Raw genomic sequence first — 14800 nt, 5'->3', positions numbered from 1 at the left:
TGGTAAGTTGCTCCTCAGCAGAGCTTACGTCCTCTTCGAATCTGCATGGCATGTTAAGAAATTTTTCAACAAAAGTCACCAACTATTTTTGACCACATTACCATAAAAATAAAATCCTAAAGAATAATACACTGAACATCAAACAAGGCAAGAAAAACATCAAGGTGTTTTTCTTGCCTTGTATTTTTACTTCTTTCCCTTAACCACTTAATTATCAATCAAAATTGATCCGGAGCTTACTGTGCCATTTACTATTTTTGAAGACCCGTTGTTGATTTGTAGGGTTTTGCTTTTGGAGTTATTCCCTACTCTCAATGATCCTGAGGATGCTTTCAGATTGTAATTGTAATCATCAATATTCGAAGTGGTCTTGATTCTTATACTTCCTGAAGAGGACCTCAAATTGGTCAAGTCTGCAAGGCCAGATTGTGTAAATTCAGCAGATCCTGAAGTTACTTTCACTAATTCCACTTGGTCAACTCCTGATAATTTGGCACTTCCCGAGCTAAGAGATAAGGACAATGGCCCGGTTATGCCATCACCTTTGACAGAACCACTTGACAAAGTCAGATTTGCTTGACCCATTACGTCAGATAAAGAAGCTGATCCCGAAGACAGTCTCAAATCCAAATTGCCATTCAAGCCATTTACATTCATTCTTCCCGATGAGGCTTTAGCTTCCAAAGCACCGGTAATATTGGAAACATCCATTCTTCCTGAACCTACTCTAATGATCGTTTGGGCAGCGATTAACCTATCCACTTTGATAGTTCCCGACCCTGCGGATAAATCCAAGAGCATTTTCTCCGGTCCTGAGATTTTGATATGCCCTTTGGTTTGGTTTCCTCTCCAAGAGTTACTGCCATTATTATTTTGTTGGTAAGTAATTTTCAATACATCTCCTACTGCTACAAATATGATATCTTGATTCCCCTGACTCGATTCTAAATAGGCATCAATACTCACCTCTTTTTTGTTTGAATTTCCTATATACTCCATTTCCAGCATTCCGCTGCTGACTTCTATCCTTTGGATACCTTCAAAACTCCTTTGAGTATCCACCAATACTTGTTTTTGAGCCATTAATCCTGATGAACTCAACAGAACAAGGAAACCCAAAATGATGTGAAATTTGTTTTTAAAGATTTTCATTCGCTTTCAATTAAAGAATTAAACCAAAACTCAATGCATTTACCCTAGGACCTTTGTCTGTTTCGAAAAATTCGTTGAGGTCATAATTGACAAACAAATCAACATTCGAAATACCTAGTGTTACTCTACCACCGTATCTGAAATTGTTTGCATACATATTTGACCTTTCGAAGATTTTGCGTGACCGGCCATCTTGATCATCATAAACAAATTTGCCTCTCCCTCCGATTCTTAGTCCTGCATAAGGACCGATTCCAAATCTAAATTTCCCATCACTGCTATGAAAAGTGGGAATCAAACTTAGATTCAGATAAGAAGCTGAAATTTTTGATTTGGTACCTGTTCCATCTGTAAAATCTTGGAATTCAATCTCCTCTGCTGTTTTTACTGCGATTAGATTTCTATCTTCAAACTTAAAATTAAACCAGCTCACACCTAATGCAGGGTTTAAAGAAAAGTTATTCCCCATCTTATATTGTCTTTGGAAATTGATCCCGACATTCCAGCTTCCCCAAGGCTTGCTCACAGGAGCAGAAGCATCATTTATCCAAGTATTGATACCCAAATCTAAGTTGAGAGATCTTTCGAAGGCTCGTTTATTACTTCCATCAAATTGCATATCTCCATCTTCAGACTCCAATGTGAAAGTGTTGTCATCAAACTTTTCATAGTGCCATTCTGCTCCAAACAACTTAAAGTCTTTGGTTTTCACTATCTCCTTTTTCTTCTCAGTCCCTTCTTCTTGTGCAACTGACACTCCTGAGCAAAATAATCCCAGGCTAACCAATAATAGTAGCTTTTTCATCTGTTAAAATTTAAAATGTTGTTCTTCTAATCATTTAAAATATTACTCCAAATGTAATTGGATGAAGTTCTGGACCTTTTCCATCTTGGAAGAGGGTGTTCATGTCGTAGGTACTGAAGAAATTAAATCTCCCTACGCCCAACTCACCTCTCACGCCATAGCGCAAATTATTTAAATAAATCCCAGTGTTTTGTTTTTCTTTCCGACGTCCACCACCATCTAATTCACGGTAAACAAATTTACTTCTGCCACCTAATCTATAGCCGATGTAAGGACCTGCTGCTAGTCTTACCCCTCTTCTACCGTTATCGGTCATTTTTCCAAAATCTATTTTCAATAGCGTTTGTGCAGTTAAATAAGAAGCAGAAATCTTGCTTTTGAATCCGTTAACATCCGCTCTTTGAAGAAAATCAATCCCTTCATCACCACGAACTGCTTGAAAATCTCGGTTCTCAAATTTGAAATTGTACCACTGAAAACCTATCCCAAAGTCCCAGTGAAACCCTTTTGCCAATCTCTGTGAAGCCATCCAGTTCAAACCCACATTCCAACTCCCCCAGCCTTTGGTTGCATAAGGATCACTCGATGATGGAAAATTACCAGCGCCATCTAAGTATGTATTAATTCCTAAATCAAGATTAAAATACGTCTTGAAAGGAGGGTCTTTTCGCTTTTTCTCGGAGGACTCTACTTTCACTTTGGTATTACCACCAGATTCATCGACGATCACCTTGATTCTACCCACCGCAACTTCCGTTTCTGCTCCGTTTTCATTTACTCTTACAATCTCTTTACTTCCTGATTTGCTTTGGATTTCAACCACTGTCAATTCCCCTGTTTCTTCATTCAGTTTCAAGTCCAGTTCTTTCACGATTTGATTGATATCCATTTTCTTCAATCGTTCAAAATCTTCTTTATTTTCAACGATTAGGACTATTTTCCCTGATTTCCCAAATTCTACGATGATACTGTCCTTCTCAGCGTGGGGCGCTTCAAGATGGCTTCCAAAAGCGAAATTCACTATGGCCATCAGACTAAATAACAACAAATATTTTTTCATGATCTTAGTTTCAAATCGGTTATTTACTTCTTTCTTTTCTGGAGGTAATCGAGGTAAAGAGATTGTTTTTTGCATCCTGCAGGTCTGCAAACCCCTGATCTACTTTATTCAATAAGCCACCTATTTTTTCTACTTTATTTTCAATTTCACCTATCAACCCAGCTTTCTCGGGTTCTGAATCAGCTATACCTTTTCCGATAATCGTGATTTTATAATTTATTTCCTCTTCAACTTCATTCGCTTTAGGCTGATTGATTGCCACTGCTTCATTTATATCAAGTTCTGGGATTTCTAATTCTGGCAAAGCAACTACTACTTCTGTTTTTTCTATAGGTTTGATTTCCGCGATAAACTCCTGTTTTTTCACTTCTTCAATTTTCTTGATATCAACTTTTTGACTGCCCTTTTTTTCCTCATTTTGTGGAATAACCTGCTGTTCTTGTATTTCAGAAGACACTGTAGTTTCGCTGCTTTGATCTTCAATAATCAACTCCTCTTGGATTAACGCAGGTTCTTCGGATTGCTCGACTACTTCTGCTAGCTGAGGTTGCGCTTCCTTGATGTCTTCTTTTGAAATAAACCAAGCGATGTAACCAACTCCGAGTAGCAAGATGATTGAAGCGGCTATTCTTAAGAATGGAAAATATGCTGCTTTTTCCTTTTTATTTAATTTCCCTTCTAGCCTTTCCCAAGCCAGTGATGAAGGTTTGATTTCGTGATTTGAGAGTTTGCTTTTAAACAAATCATCAAACTTTTTATCTTCGTTAGCCATTGATTCTCCTTTCTTTAAGTTGTTGTGAGGCTATTTTTTGTTTCAATAAGTTTCTTCCTCTGTTCAATTGTGATTTGGATGTGCTTTCTGTAATTCCAAGCAAATCACTAATCTCAGCATGGCTGTATCCTTCGATTGCATAGAGGTTGAACACAGTTCTGTATCCTGTTGGTAAATCTTCAACCAATTCCATCAATTCATCTGCTTCCAAGTGGTTCAGCTCGTATTGATGATTGGATAAATCTGAGACATTGTCCATGTTGATTTGCATATTGAGGTTTTTGTTGTTCCTCAAAGTGAGCAATGCCTGCGTGACTATGATTCTTTTCATCCATCCCTCAAAGCTTCCTTTGGATTCGAATTGATTCAGTTTTTCAAAGATTTTCATAAAAGACTCGATCATTACGTCTTCAGCCAAATCTCTATCCTTGATATATCTCAGGCAGATTGCAAAAAACTTTTTCGAATAGGTCTCATACAAGTGCTGCTGCGCTTTCCGCTCTCCTTTGAGACAGCCTTCTATGATTTCAGATTCATTCTTAAAAGTTTTCTTTGTAAACATGCTTAATGCGTCTTTCAAATAGGTAGATACAATTCATTAAAAATTGGTTGCATGAAGGTGTGAAAAAAAGTTAAAAAATTTTCAATGCATCTAAATTAATACGTTAAATAAGGCTTAATTCTATCGATCCACTCTTGACTGAAGATTCTTACCTTGAGCAAATCATCAGCTACACTATAAGGACCATGTTGATCTCTGTAAGCTACAATTACTTTGGCGCTACCATAATTAATGTACGGATGTGCTGCCAAAGTTTGGATATCTGCTGTATTGATATTGATTTTAGCTTTTATGCCAGGCGTAAATTCAAAATATTCAAATACCCTTTCCATTACTTCAGGACTCATGCCATAGACATCAAGTAACTGCTCGGAGGAGTGCATCCCACCAATTGCATCTCGAAATTTGATTATTCTGCCTGCTGTAGCTGAACCGATACCTGGTACAATTTGTAAAACAATCGAATCTGCTTCATCAAAAGAGATTTTGTTGAGTTGTGGCTGATTTCTACGTCTGGAATTAGTTTTGGAAGTGTCTTGGCTAGAACTCAGATAATATTGTGTTTCTAATCTATTCCATCCTGCATTTTCCAAACTATCCATCTTATTGAGATAGATTTCATAGTCTATTTGATTCCTCTTAGCTATGATACTTTCATACACAACAGGAACTGCATACAAGACCAAAAGTGCAGGAAGCAGAAGGATAAAGCCCCTGGATTCTCGATTGCTAAATCCTAGGTAATTTTTGAGAAAAAACTTCAATTTTCGAATCATGACAGCATATTTAAAAATTCTATCAAAAGGAATAATCCAAAGAAACCTTATAGATCGTATCTATGATTCATAAGTTAATAAGATTGGTATTATTTTCCAATATTGACGACATTTGTAGCAGAGTTTGGGATAAACAAAATTCTTATTTAGATAGATTTTAAATTAATATCTGATTATCCAAAATATTCTTTTGCTACACATTATAAATTAAATTTGTAACCGAAAGTCAAGTAAAATGCAAAACAAGTTTAGAGCCATAAGTTTATCACATAAAAGTGCACCTGTAGAAATCAGGGAGATCATTGCTTTGGACGAAGCTTCGATTCATTCACTTTTGGTTAAATTAAAGGACTTTTTCAGTGTAACTGATACTTTGATCCTCAGCACTTGTAATAGAACAGAGATCTATTACGCACATGAATTAGATTTGAGCTCAGAGATTATCAAATTGATTGGTGTAGAGAAGGGAATAAACTCAATCATTGATTATATAGAATATTTCAAGATATACAATGATGATAAAGATGCAATCAATCATCTTTTCAAAGTGTCTATGGGTCTTGAAGCGCAAGTTGTGGGAGATATGCAAATCTCTAATCAAGTAAAGAGAGCGTACCAAGCAACATCTGATTTAGATATGGCAGGTCCTTTTCTTCACAGATTGATGCACACGATCTTTTTTACAAATAAGAGAGTGGTTCAAGAGACAGCCTTCAGAGATGGCGCTGCTTCTGTATCTTATGCTGCGGTAGAATTGATTCAAGAACTTACATCAAACACTTTCGAGCCAAGAATTTTATTGATCGGGGTTGGTGAAATCGGAGAAGATGTAGCCAAGAATATGGTTCATCTACCAAACGCAAAAGTCACCATAACCAATAGAACTTTTGAAAAGGCTCAAATATTGGCAGCAGAAATGGGATTCGATGTCATTCCTTTTGAAGATGTAATGGATGCTATGCAAAATGCTGATGTGATCATTTCCTCCATCATGAAATCTGATCCATTCATTACAAAAAATCTTGTTAAAACATTCGATATACCAAGCTACAAGCTTTTTGTAGACCTTTCAGTACCTAGAAGTATAGAGACTTCTATAGAAGATGTTCCGGGTGTATTACTTTATAATGTGGATAATATCCGTAGCAAAGCTTCTGAAACACTTGAAAATAGATTAGCAGCTGTACCACAAGTAGAGCAGATCATAGAAGAAAGTATTGAAGAGTTCTACAACTGGAAAAAGGAGATGATGGTCTCTCCTACCATCAATAAATTTAAAAATGCATTAGAGCAAATCCGTTTAGAAGAAATGGAAAGGTTCTTAAAGAATGCTGATGAAAAAGAAATTGCAGTGATTGACAAAATCACAAAGAGCATGATGCAAAAAATCTTGAAAGTCCCAGTAGTACAATTGAAAGCTGCTTGCCAAAGAGACCAAGCAGATCAAATGATGGAATTACTCACTGATCTTTTTGATTTAGAAAGAGTAAGTGATAAAAAATAATATGATTACCCGCAATGATACCAGTATGTGATTTTACCACATATAATCTTGCGGATAATTGTCAATAGTCCACAGCTAATAGTCCACAGCACTTTAAATTTAGGATTTAGATTATTTTTAGTGGCTACTGGTGTAAAAGCGGATATCCATATAATTTTTTATACGGAAACATAAAAGGATGCCTAATCAGACATCCTTTTTATTTTGGTATGCTAATCATCAAATATCTTTTTGAATTGCAGTTCTAAAGCCCTTATTTTACTTTCAAATTACATGATTTATGAATTTAATAAAATATTTGACAGTTGCGCTGTTGGTGGTCGGGACAATGGTATCTGTATCTGTCAAAGGACAAACATGGGAAGTTTATGACCATAATTTCAAACTGCAATCAAGAATCAATTTTGATCAGATTAAAATTTTAAGCGAATCAGTCAGAGTAAGCACAGCCAACAATCAGCTTCGTCTTTTGAGTAAGGAATACAAACCATTTTTCAATCTCAAAGGAGAAACTGTCTATCAGTATTTAGAGCCGTGGATTATAGTAAGTGGACCAGAAGGTAAAGGCGCTTTTCATGAATATGGAGAAGAAATTTTTGCTCCTGAATATGAAGACATTCAAGTATTCTACACGAGAGTTCTTGCTCAAAAAGGGAAAAAATTCTGGCTTTATAACCGAATGAAAAGGACTACAGAAATGATCGGTGAATTTGATTCAGCTATCCTTTCCCAAAACGGTCAGGTAATCGGGAAAAATTCTGAAGGCTACTATCTTCCCATTTCTCAAAATCCTTACAAAGTTTATAAAGATCTAAGAGAAATCAACGAGAACTTTATCATTTCTCACGAAACTACAGGTTTTGGTTTGATCAATAGAGAAGGTAATTATATTCTAGATCCGATCATTGATGAAATGACCTATTTGGAAGAGGACTATTTTTATGCTTTTGATGGTAACCAATATATGCTAATCAAAGGAAGAGAAGAGCGTGCAGACATCAAATACACGAGTTATCACAAGATCACATTGGAAAATAACATGATGTTAGAATACATCCACGGCAAACTCCGCAGGGTGATGAAAAATGACGGGATTCTTCTTGATATGGTGGGAATGGAAAAAGTTAACCAAGTCGGAAAAAATCATTATAATGTATTCTCTAGGGACAATAAAGTTGGTTTGTTAGGTTCTAATGGTTGGGAAGTCAATCTTTCCTCAGACTTGGAGCAGATATTCCCAGGAAGTGATAATTTATATCCATCTATCAAATATGGGAAATTTGGCTTTGTTAACAAAAGTGGGAATTGGATCATCCCTTCTAGGTTTGATGAAGTAAATTCATTTTCCGAAGGCCTGGCAGCAGTCAAAAACATGGGGAAGTGGGGTTTTATCAATCAGCAAGATCAAATTGTCATCAACCCTGAATTTGATGCAGTCGGAAAGTTTAACCGAGGTTTTGCAATTGTCAAGAAAAATGGAAAAAGTCAATTGATTAACCGCACAGGAGAAATCATCGAAGGCAAAGATTATGATGAAATCTTATCTCTTCCAGACAGTTATTATATCACAGAAAAAGATGGGGTCTTTGGTTTGATTAATGCCGCTGGGAAAGAAATAATTGCTCCACAATTTGATGAAATCAGGAAAGAAGCCCAAGACATCATTCTGGTCCGAAAAGGTGATAACTATGGGATTATGGACGAAGAAGGGAATTATGTACTCCCTCTTTACTACAAAAACATTCTATTCGATCAAGCTTCTAGATTGATTTTGGCAGAAGACATTTACGTTGCACCTGTTTTGAAAGAAGAAGAGAAGAGTAACAAAAGAAAACGAGCAGATTAAGAATATTATTTATCTTTGAATTCAGTATTTTAAAAAATGAATATTCAACTGCATCAAAAGAAAGTGTTTTTCGCCTCAGATTTTCACCTGGGAGCCCCAGATGAAAAAACGAGTAAACTACGAGAAGAAAAGATCGTTCGTTGGCTTACAAGTATCCAAGCAGAAGCAGAAGCTATTTTCTTGGTAGGTGACATCTTCGACTTTTGGTTTGAATATGACAAAGTGGTCCCAAAAGGATTTATTCGTTTTTTAGGAAAGCTTGCTGAATTAAGAGACAAAAATATCCCTATTATATTCTTTACAGGTAACCATGACCTTTGGATGAAAGACTACTTCACCAAAGAACTTGGCATTCCCGTACATCATCATCCAATAGAATTGATCATTGAAAACAAAAAATTTCTAATCGGTCACGGAGATGGTTTAGGTCCAGGAGACAACACTTATAAATTACTTAAGAAAGGCTTTATGAACCCTTTTCTCCAATGGGTTTTCAAATGGCTTCATCCAGATTTGGGCATAAGAATTGCACAAGGATGGTCTGGAAAAAGTCGAATTTCCAATATTGAAAAGAATGAAAATGAATTCAAAGGCGATCAAGAATGGCTTTGGGAATATTGTAAAGGGATAAATAAGAATACGCATTTCGATTACTATATCTTTGGACACAGACACCTACCTTTGGAACTTGAAGTCGGAAAAACTTCCACTTACATCAATCTAGGAGAATGGGTCAGCCAATATACTTTTGGTGAATTTGATGGTGAAAAAATGCATCTCAGGACATTTGAAAAATGAAAAAATATTGGATTATTCTTCTCTTCTTTTCCCTGAAAGGAAATTTCACCAGAGCTCAAAATTTTGGTTGGGAAAATCCAATAGAAATCAAAATTGACAACATCACCCAAATATCCCTGGATAATCAGGGTTTTTTATTCGTCGTAAATCAGGAAGGAGATATACTTCAATATAAGCATTCGGGGGAGTTTGTCAATAATTATTCGCCCACACGCCAAGGAAAAATCAATCAGCTAGAAGCTGCTTGGACAGTGAATATTTTCACTTTTTCAGTTGACCTTCAAGAATATAGAATCCTTGATCGCTTTCTCAATCCAATATCTGAGAATAGAATACAACAAAAAGGCATCAATCTCGCGCGGGCTGCTACACTAGGCAATAACAACATCATTTGGATTTATGATGAATCAGATTTTAGATTGAATCAATTTGACCATCGAAGAAATCAAATTCTTCAGCAGCAACCGCTCAATTTAATTTTGACCAACTCTGCCTTAGCTGTGCAAGAAATCAAAGAATATCAAAACTTAGTGTTCCTAAAAATCACTGATGAAGGTGTCGCTATATTGGATAATCAAGCAAATTTCATCAAAAGTTTGCCTTTTGAAAATGGTCAAAGACTAAGTTTTTGGAAGAAGAATCTAGTTTCTGTTACCGATACACATCTAATCATGACTGATTTTTTGACAAACGCACCTAAAACATTTGAAATCCCGCAAGAGCTTGAGCAGCATCAAATATTGATTTCAAATAAGGCCATTATTTTTTATGACAGAGAATCGATAAAAATTTATTCGAAAGCGTTATCTCCCTTAAAAGCAGAGTAAAACGATCAATTTTATAAAAAATTGTTAAATCCTTTTGCAAAAGGCTGTAAAAATGGATTGATTTTTGCAAATTTGCAAAACATGAGTAAACCTATAAACCTAAGCCAATTTTTACGCACATCAATTTTGCTATTTATAGCAATTATGCTGGTTTTACCGTTTGTATCCAATGCCCAGATTTTCAAAAAAAGAACAAAAGTAGAAACAGAAATCTCGTTTCCTGCTGACCTCAATAGAGAGCGCGTTAGTTTTGATTTGCAGCCTGATGGCATCAAAAAATTTTCTATTATTCTAGAAAAAAAATCAAAAGTTATCACAAAAGTTAAGGTATTTGATACCCTTGGCAATCTTTTGTTTGAAGATAAAATCATGCCCGAAGATGGAAATATTAAATCTTATGATTTAAGCCACTTGCAAAGTCAGTTATTTGTAGTGGAAGTGGGTAACTCAAAGTATAACATAACCAAGAGTATCTATGCAATCCCACCAGGTAAAAAGAGTGGAGTAGATGCTCAGGTTAATGATTAAATATTAAGAAAATAAAAAAGCCTGCAAAATTTAATTTTGCAGGCTTTTTTAATGCTATATTTTGATTAACCTATTTCTACGAGTGTGATATCGAAAATCAAATCTTCACCTGCTAATGGGTGATTTGCATCCAAGGTGATTTTCTCCTCGTCTACATGAACGACCTTTACCGGCATTGGTTGACCCTGTGGACCTTGAAGCGTCAAATCCATCCCTACTTCAGGAGAGATGTTTTCAGGAACTTCTGCTCTTGGGATATCAACCAACATATCATCTCTCTTTACACCATAAGCCTCATCTGTTGGAATTGTAACGCTTTTTGCTTCCCCAACTTGCATTCCATGAACAGCTGTATCAAAGCCTTTGATCATATTTCCATCACCTAAGACAAACTGAAGCGGCTCTCTGTTTTCTGAAGAATCAAAGACAATTCCACTTTTCAATTTCCCTGTGTAGTGAACTTTTACCGAATTTCCTTTACTTGCTAATGACATAGTATATATTTTATTCTGTTTTATAAAGCATCAAAGTTAAGGATTTTTGATAGGGATTAAAACCAAAGTCCAATGAAGTTCTATTATGTTCACAATCGATCAAAAAGCGTTCGTTTATGAACGATAATATTTATAAATTCACTTAATCTATTCATATTCAGGTCATATTCCGTATGGCATCATTTTGTATATAAAACATAAAAAAACAAGATCATGGATAATCAGCAATTAGGAAAAATCCTCATCATCGACGACAACGAAGACTTATTGTTTGCAGCAAAAATGCATTTAAAGAAATATGCAAAAGAAGTTACCATTGAAAAAGATCCGAGAAGAATTCCTTTTTTAGTCAATAACAACAGTTATGATGTGATCTTGTTGGATATGAATTTTACTGAAGATACCACCTCTGGCAAAGAAGGCTTTCATTGGTTGCAGCAAATCAAAGAGATTGATCCCAAAGCTGTTGTAATTCTGATTACTGCTTTTGGCGATGTAGAAATGGCAGTAAAAGCGCTAAAAGAAGGTGCTTCAGACTTTATCCTAAAGCCTTGGCAAAACGAAAAACTGCTTGCCACTTTGACTTCAGCGAGCAGGTTGAAAGAAAGTTATGATCAAGTAGACAAGCTTTCCAAAAAGCAAAAGCAGCTTCAGTCTGATTTGAAAAAGCCTTATGCTGATATCATCGGCACAAGTGCTTCCATGAAGAATATTTTCTCCATAATTGACAAAGTCGCACAAACAGATGCCAATGTTTTGATTTTGGGCGAAAATGGAACAGGAAAAGAACTTATTGCAAGAGCTATCCATGATAGGTCTTTGAGAAAAGATGATATTTTTGTGGGTGTGGATATGGGATCAATTACCGAAACACTTTTCGAAAGTGAGCTATTTGGTCATAAGCGGGGCGCTTTTACGGATGCCAAAGATGATAGAGCTGGTCGATTTGAAATAGCAGATAATGGAACACTCTTCTTGGATGAAATAGGAAATCTAAGTATGCCATTACAATCTAAGCTCCTGACTGTTTTACAAAAAAGAGAAGTTACAAGAATTGGAACCAACAAAGCCATTCCTGTTGACATTAGGTTGATCTGCGCGACAAATATGCACGTACATGAAATGGTCATGGAAAACACATTTCGTCAAGATTTACTTTATAGAATCAATACTGTGGAGATATTCCTTCCACCTTTGAGAGAACGATTAGATGATATTCCTTTATTGGCAGAGCACTTCCTAAAAGTCTATGCGCAGAAATACCGCAAAGATTTCAAAGGCTTCAAGGCTGCTGCTATGCAGCTATTGCAGCAGTACAACTGGCCTGGTAACATCAGAGAGCTTCAACATGCCATCGAAAGAGCAATTATCATGGCCGATGGAAATGAATTGGATAGTAGAGATTTTTTCTTCCTATCTTCCAAACCAACCAATGAAAAAATCGCAACACCTGCTTCATACAACCTTGACGAAGTAGAGAAAAATGTAATTCAAAAAGCCATTGACAAAAATGGTGGGAATATCTCTAAAGCTGCCAAAGAGTTGGGATTGACTAGAGCGTCCCTTTATAGAAGATTAGAAAAATATGGATTATAAAATTGGCTTAGTTGGGAGAATCATCCTTCTTGCTATATCGTTATTTTTTCTTTCCTACTTCATCCTGAATGGTGCAGGAGTATTTGCTATATCTCTATTTATCATTCTGATTTTAGCTCAAATAATATTCCTGCTAAGCTATGCAGAAAGCTCCTTCAAAAAGGTGCGCATGTTTCTTGACAACATTAAGCAAGACGACTTTACTTCTCTTTTTCCTGTGAAATTTGATGGCACAGAAACGGATGATTTGCATATTGAGTTCAATGCCATTTTAGCAAAACTCAAAGAAGATCAAGCAGAAAAAGAAGCCAATTATCAGTATTTTAGGTCTGTTTTCCAGCATTTGAGTATTGGGTTGATCACTTTTGAAGAAAGTGGTAAGATCCAAATTCTCAACACCGCAGCCAAGAGAATGCTGAACATTACCCAACTCCACGAAATTTCGGAAATTAAAGCTGTCAACCAAGAACTGGATCAAGCGATTCATAACCTTCGAACAGGTGGAAGCGAGTTGATCAAAATCGCCCATCCTGATGGGATTATGCAGCTATCGGTTTATGTGATCGAATTGCTGATGCGAGACGTGAAAATCAAGCTCGTGTCTCTCCAAAATATCCAAAGTGAATTGGAGGAGAAAGAGATGGAAGCATGGCAAAACCTTGTCAAAATCCTTACCCATGAAATCATGAATTCCATCGCTCCGATATCTTCTTTAGCTTCCACCATCAAAGGAGATATTGAGCAAAAGATGGATGATGAAGCCAGCGTAGAGCCAACCGATCTGGAAGATTATTTGATGGGAATCAGCACGATCGAGAAGCGAAGTGAAGGATTGATCAATTTTGTTAGTGATTTCAGAAGTTTGGCGCATATTCCTACTCCTAAATTCCAAACCATCAATATTAAAAATCTCTTTTTGCAATTGGAAACCCTGATGCAAAATCAATTTGAAGCCAATCAAATACAAACCAAATGCACTGTTGAACCTAATGATTTGATTTTATTTGGTGATCAAAACCTAATTGAGCAAGTCCTAATCAACTTGATCCACAATGGCATTCATGCCATGCAAGATGCGGTATCTAAAGTGCTTTCTATTGATGCGTTTATTGATGAATCTGGAAAGATTATCATAGAGGTTTCCGATACAGGTAAAGGAATAGAAGAAGAAGCGCTATCCAAAATCTTCATTCCGTTCTTCACTACAAAAAGTAAAGGCTCTGGAATTGGTCTCAGCCTTTCCAAGCAAATCATGAGAAGACACAAAGGGAATATTCAAGTCCGCTCTAAATTAGGAGAAGGAACCACTTTTAAATTGATTTTTAACGCCTAAAAAAAGTTACTAGTTATTTGTTGATTAGTTATTAGTGTTCCTAATTGTCTATGGTGAAATAATTTAGATAAAAACGTAGTTAAAAGAATCTCGAATATTAAAGGCTTACTAACAACTCCCCGCCGATAACTAATTCACAATAACTAAATCATTTTTGGTAGGTAAAACTAGGTCCATCACAGGTTGCCCAGGAGTTGTTCACCAATTTGTTTTCTTTGGTCAGAATCAGATATTCCAAATTCCCTCCACAGCTAGATGCCATTCCAACATTCGTTTCAAAAGTTAACTTCAAATCCAAAGCGTTGCGATTGTTTTCTGATGGTATGATTTCGTAAATACCCAATGCTTGAGTTGACTCTTCTAATGGCTTACCATATTTATGATTTTTATCAGAAAACTTGATAAAGGTACCATCATCATTAAAAATATACCGCTCCCTAAAATTGATTTGATCACCAGAAGTGACCTCTCCCGTCCAACTATTAGTCACAGTAGCAATATTCCAATAACCAAGAATGTTGAATTGGGGATCCTTATCATCTTGATTACAAGCTAAAAACGTGAAAACAAAAAATAAAACTAGATATAAATTCTTTTTCATTATTTCTGAAGTATGAAAGTGTAAGGTAAATACGAAGTCAATTGCTTCAAAGTTTATCTCCATCTATTTTGCGTAAACGGCTATTTTAATATTGTATTAACCTACTCTTCATTTTGAGCCTAAAAAACGAGTTAAACATCTCATAA

General features: G+C 36.0%; 15 protein-coding genes. 7 read left to right on the top strand and 8 right to left on the bottom strand.

The window, feature by feature from the left end; all coding sequences use genetic code 11:
- Positions 1 to 207: 207 nt before the first annotated feature.
- The 6 genes from IEV57_RS16285 to IEV57_RS16260 all read right to left on the bottom strand — a co-directional run bounded on the left by IEV57_RS16285 (position 208) and on the right by IEV57_RS16260 (position 5127).
- Entirely contained in the window at positions 208 to 1152 is a 945-nt protein-coding gene (locus IEV57_RS16285) for a DUF4097 family beta strand repeat-containing protein (RefSeq protein WP_188444107.1), read from the bottom strand.
- 10 nt (positions 1153 to 1162) lie between these two features.
- Positions 1163 to 1957, bottom strand: a complete 795-nt coding sequence (locus IEV57_RS16280; RefSeq protein ID WP_188444106.1) for an outer membrane beta-barrel protein — start codon at positions 1955 to 1957, stop codon at positions 1163 to 1165.
- Between the two features lie 34 nt (positions 1958 to 1991).
- Complete coding sequence (locus IEV57_RS16275; protein WP_188444105.1) at positions 1992 to 3017, bottom strand: hypothetical protein; 1026 nt, start codon at positions 3015 to 3017, stop codon at positions 1992 to 1994.
- Positions 3018 to 3036: 19 nt separating this feature from the next.
- On the bottom strand, positions 3037 to 3789 hold the full coding sequence (locus IEV57_RS16270; RefSeq protein ID WP_188444104.1) for a hypothetical protein: 753 nt from the start codon (positions 3787 to 3789) through the stop codon (positions 3037 to 3039).
- Complete coding sequence (locus tag IEV57_RS16265) at positions 3782 to 4351, bottom strand: RNA polymerase sigma factor (protein WP_188444103.1); 570 nt, start codon at positions 4349 to 4351, stop codon at positions 3782 to 3784. Before IEV57_RS16265 ends, IEV57_RS16270 begins: the two co-directional genes overlap by 8 nt.
- Positions 4352 to 4446: 95 nt before the next feature.
- A complete protein-coding gene (locus IEV57_RS16260) occupies positions 4447 to 5127 on the bottom strand; it encodes a ComEA family DNA-binding protein (RefSeq protein ID WP_188444102.1) in 681 nt (226 codons plus the stop codon).
- 235 nt (positions 5128 to 5362) lie between these two features.
- Here IEV57_RS16260 and hemA point away from each other — a divergent pair, with 235 nt between their 5' ends.
- From hemA to IEV57_RS16235, 5 genes are all read left to right on the top strand, one after another.
- A complete protein-coding gene (gene hemA, locus IEV57_RS16255; RefSeq protein WP_188444101.1) occupies positions 5363 to 6631 on the top strand; it encodes a glutamyl-tRNA reductase in 1269 nt (422 codons plus the stop codon).
- Positions 6632 to 6911: 280 nt separating this feature from the next.
- On the top strand, positions 6912 to 8477 hold the full coding sequence (locus IEV57_RS16250) for a WG repeat-containing protein (protein ID WP_188444100.1): 1566 nt from the start codon (positions 6912 to 6914) through the stop codon (positions 8475 to 8477).
- Positions 8478 to 8513: 36 nt separating this feature from the next.
- The gene (locus IEV57_RS16245) at positions 8514 to 9275 is read left to right on the top strand and encodes a UDP-2,3-diacylglucosamine diphosphatase (RefSeq protein ID WP_188444099.1); all 762 of its coding nucleotides are present in this window, start codon (positions 8514 to 8516) and stop codon (positions 9273 to 9275) included.
- Positions 9272 to 10102, top strand: a complete 831-nt coding sequence (locus IEV57_RS16240; RefSeq protein ID WP_188444098.1) for a hypothetical protein — start codon at positions 9272 to 9274, stop codon at positions 10100 to 10102. Before IEV57_RS16245 ends, IEV57_RS16240 begins: the two co-directional genes overlap by 4 nt.
- 21 nt (positions 10103 to 10123) lie before the next feature.
- On the top strand, positions 10124 to 10630 hold the full coding sequence (locus IEV57_RS16235) for a T9SS type A sorting domain-containing protein (RefSeq protein WP_229744541.1): 507 nt from the start codon (positions 10124 to 10126) through the stop codon (positions 10628 to 10630).
- Between the two features lie 65 nt (positions 10631 to 10695).
- Here IEV57_RS16235 and IEV57_RS16230 read toward each other — a convergent pair whose 3' ends face one another.
- Positions 10696 to 11124 carry an FKBP-type peptidyl-prolyl cis-trans isomerase gene (locus IEV57_RS16230; protein ID WP_188444097.1) on the bottom strand — a complete coding sequence of 143 codons (429 nt, stop codon included), beginning with the start codon at positions 11122 to 11124 and terminating at the stop codon, positions 10696 to 10698.
- Between the two features lie 213 nt (positions 11125 to 11337).
- Between IEV57_RS16230 and IEV57_RS16225 the strand changes: the two genes are divergently transcribed.
- Both IEV57_RS16225 and IEV57_RS16220 read left to right on the top strand, forming a co-directional pair.
- The gene (locus IEV57_RS16225) at positions 11338 to 12720 is read left to right on the top strand and encodes a sigma-54-dependent transcriptional regulator (protein ID WP_188444096.1); all 1383 of its coding nucleotides are present in this window, start codon (positions 11338 to 11340) and stop codon (positions 12718 to 12720) included.
- Positions 12710 to 14053: a sensor histidine kinase gene (locus tag IEV57_RS16220; protein WP_188444095.1), complete on the top strand. Its 1344-nt coding sequence runs from the start codon at positions 12710 to 12712 to the stop codon at positions 14051 to 14053. Before IEV57_RS16225 ends, IEV57_RS16220 begins: the two co-directional genes overlap by 11 nt.
- Before the next feature lie 148 nt (positions 14054 to 14201).
- On the opposite strand, the gene IEV57_RS16215 is transcribed toward IEV57_RS16220, so the two are convergent.
- Positions 14202 to 14654, bottom strand: a complete 453-nt coding sequence (locus IEV57_RS16215; RefSeq protein ID WP_188444094.1) for a hypothetical protein — start codon at positions 14652 to 14654, stop codon at positions 14202 to 14204.
- Positions 14655 to 14800 lie beyond the last annotated feature (146 nt).

Source organism: Belliella aquatica, assembly GCF_014637795.1.
Taxonomy (GTDB): domain Bacteria; phylum Bacteroidota; class Bacteroidia; order Cytophagales; family Cyclobacteriaceae; genus Belliella; species Belliella aquatica.
Note: the sequence above shows the minus strand (reverse complement) of the source record. Positions and strands in the feature narration are given on the sequence as shown.

What these genes read in the sequence shown, in the direction of transcription:
- IEV57_RS16215 (WP_188444094.1), bottom strand. Translation starts at nt 14,654, where the DNA reads ATGAAAAAGAATTTATATCTAGTTTTATTTTTTGTTTTCACGTTTTTA.
- IEV57_RS16265 (WP_188444103.1), bottom strand. Translation starts at nt 4,351, where the DNA reads ATGTTTACAAAGAAAACTTTTAAGAATGAATCTGAAATCATAGAAGGC.
- IEV57_RS16250 (WP_188444100.1), top strand. Translation starts at nt 6,912, where the DNA reads ATGAATTTAATAAAATATTTGACAGTTGCGCTGTTGGTGGTCGGGACA.
- IEV57_RS16220 (WP_188444095.1), top strand. Translation starts at nt 12,710, where the DNA reads ATGGATTATAAAATTGGCTTAGTTGGGAGAATCATCCTTCTTGCTATA.
- IEV57_RS16270 (WP_188444104.1), bottom strand. Translation starts at nt 3,789, where the DNA reads ATGGCTAACGAAGATAAAAAGTTTGATGATTTGTTTAAAAGCAAACTC.
- IEV57_RS16240 (WP_188444098.1), top strand. Translation starts at nt 9,272, where the DNA reads ATGAAAAAATATTGGATTATTCTTCTCTTCTTTTCCCTGAAAGGAAAT.
- IEV57_RS16280 (WP_188444106.1), bottom strand. Translation starts at nt 1,957, where the DNA reads ATGAAAAAGCTACTATTATTGGTTAGCCTGGGATTATTTTGCTCAGGA.
- IEV57_RS16260 (WP_188444102.1), bottom strand. Translation starts at nt 5,127, where the DNA reads ATGATTCGAAAATTGAAGTTTTTTCTCAAAAATTACCTAGGATTTAGC.
- hemA (WP_188444101.1), top strand. Translation starts at nt 5,363, where the DNA reads ATGCAAAACAAGTTTAGAGCCATAAGTTTATCACATAAAAGTGCACCT.
- IEV57_RS16225 (WP_188444096.1), top strand. Translation starts at nt 11,338, where the DNA reads ATGGATAATCAGCAATTAGGAAAAATCCTCATCATCGACGACAACGAA.
- IEV57_RS16285 (WP_188444107.1), bottom strand. Translation starts at nt 1,152, where the DNA reads ATGAAAATCTTTAAAAACAAATTTCACATCATTTTGGGTTTCCTTGTT.
- IEV57_RS16230 (WP_188444097.1), bottom strand. Translation starts at nt 11,124, where the DNA reads ATGTCATTAGCAAGTAAAGGAAATTCGGTAAAAGTTCACTACACAGGG.
- IEV57_RS16275 (WP_188444105.1), bottom strand. Translation starts at nt 3,017, where the DNA reads ATGAAAAAATATTTGTTGTTATTTAGTCTGATGGCCATAGTGAATTTC.
- IEV57_RS16245 (WP_188444099.1), top strand. Translation starts at nt 8,514, where the DNA reads ATGAATATTCAACTGCATCAAAAGAAAGTGTTTTTCGCCTCAGATTTT.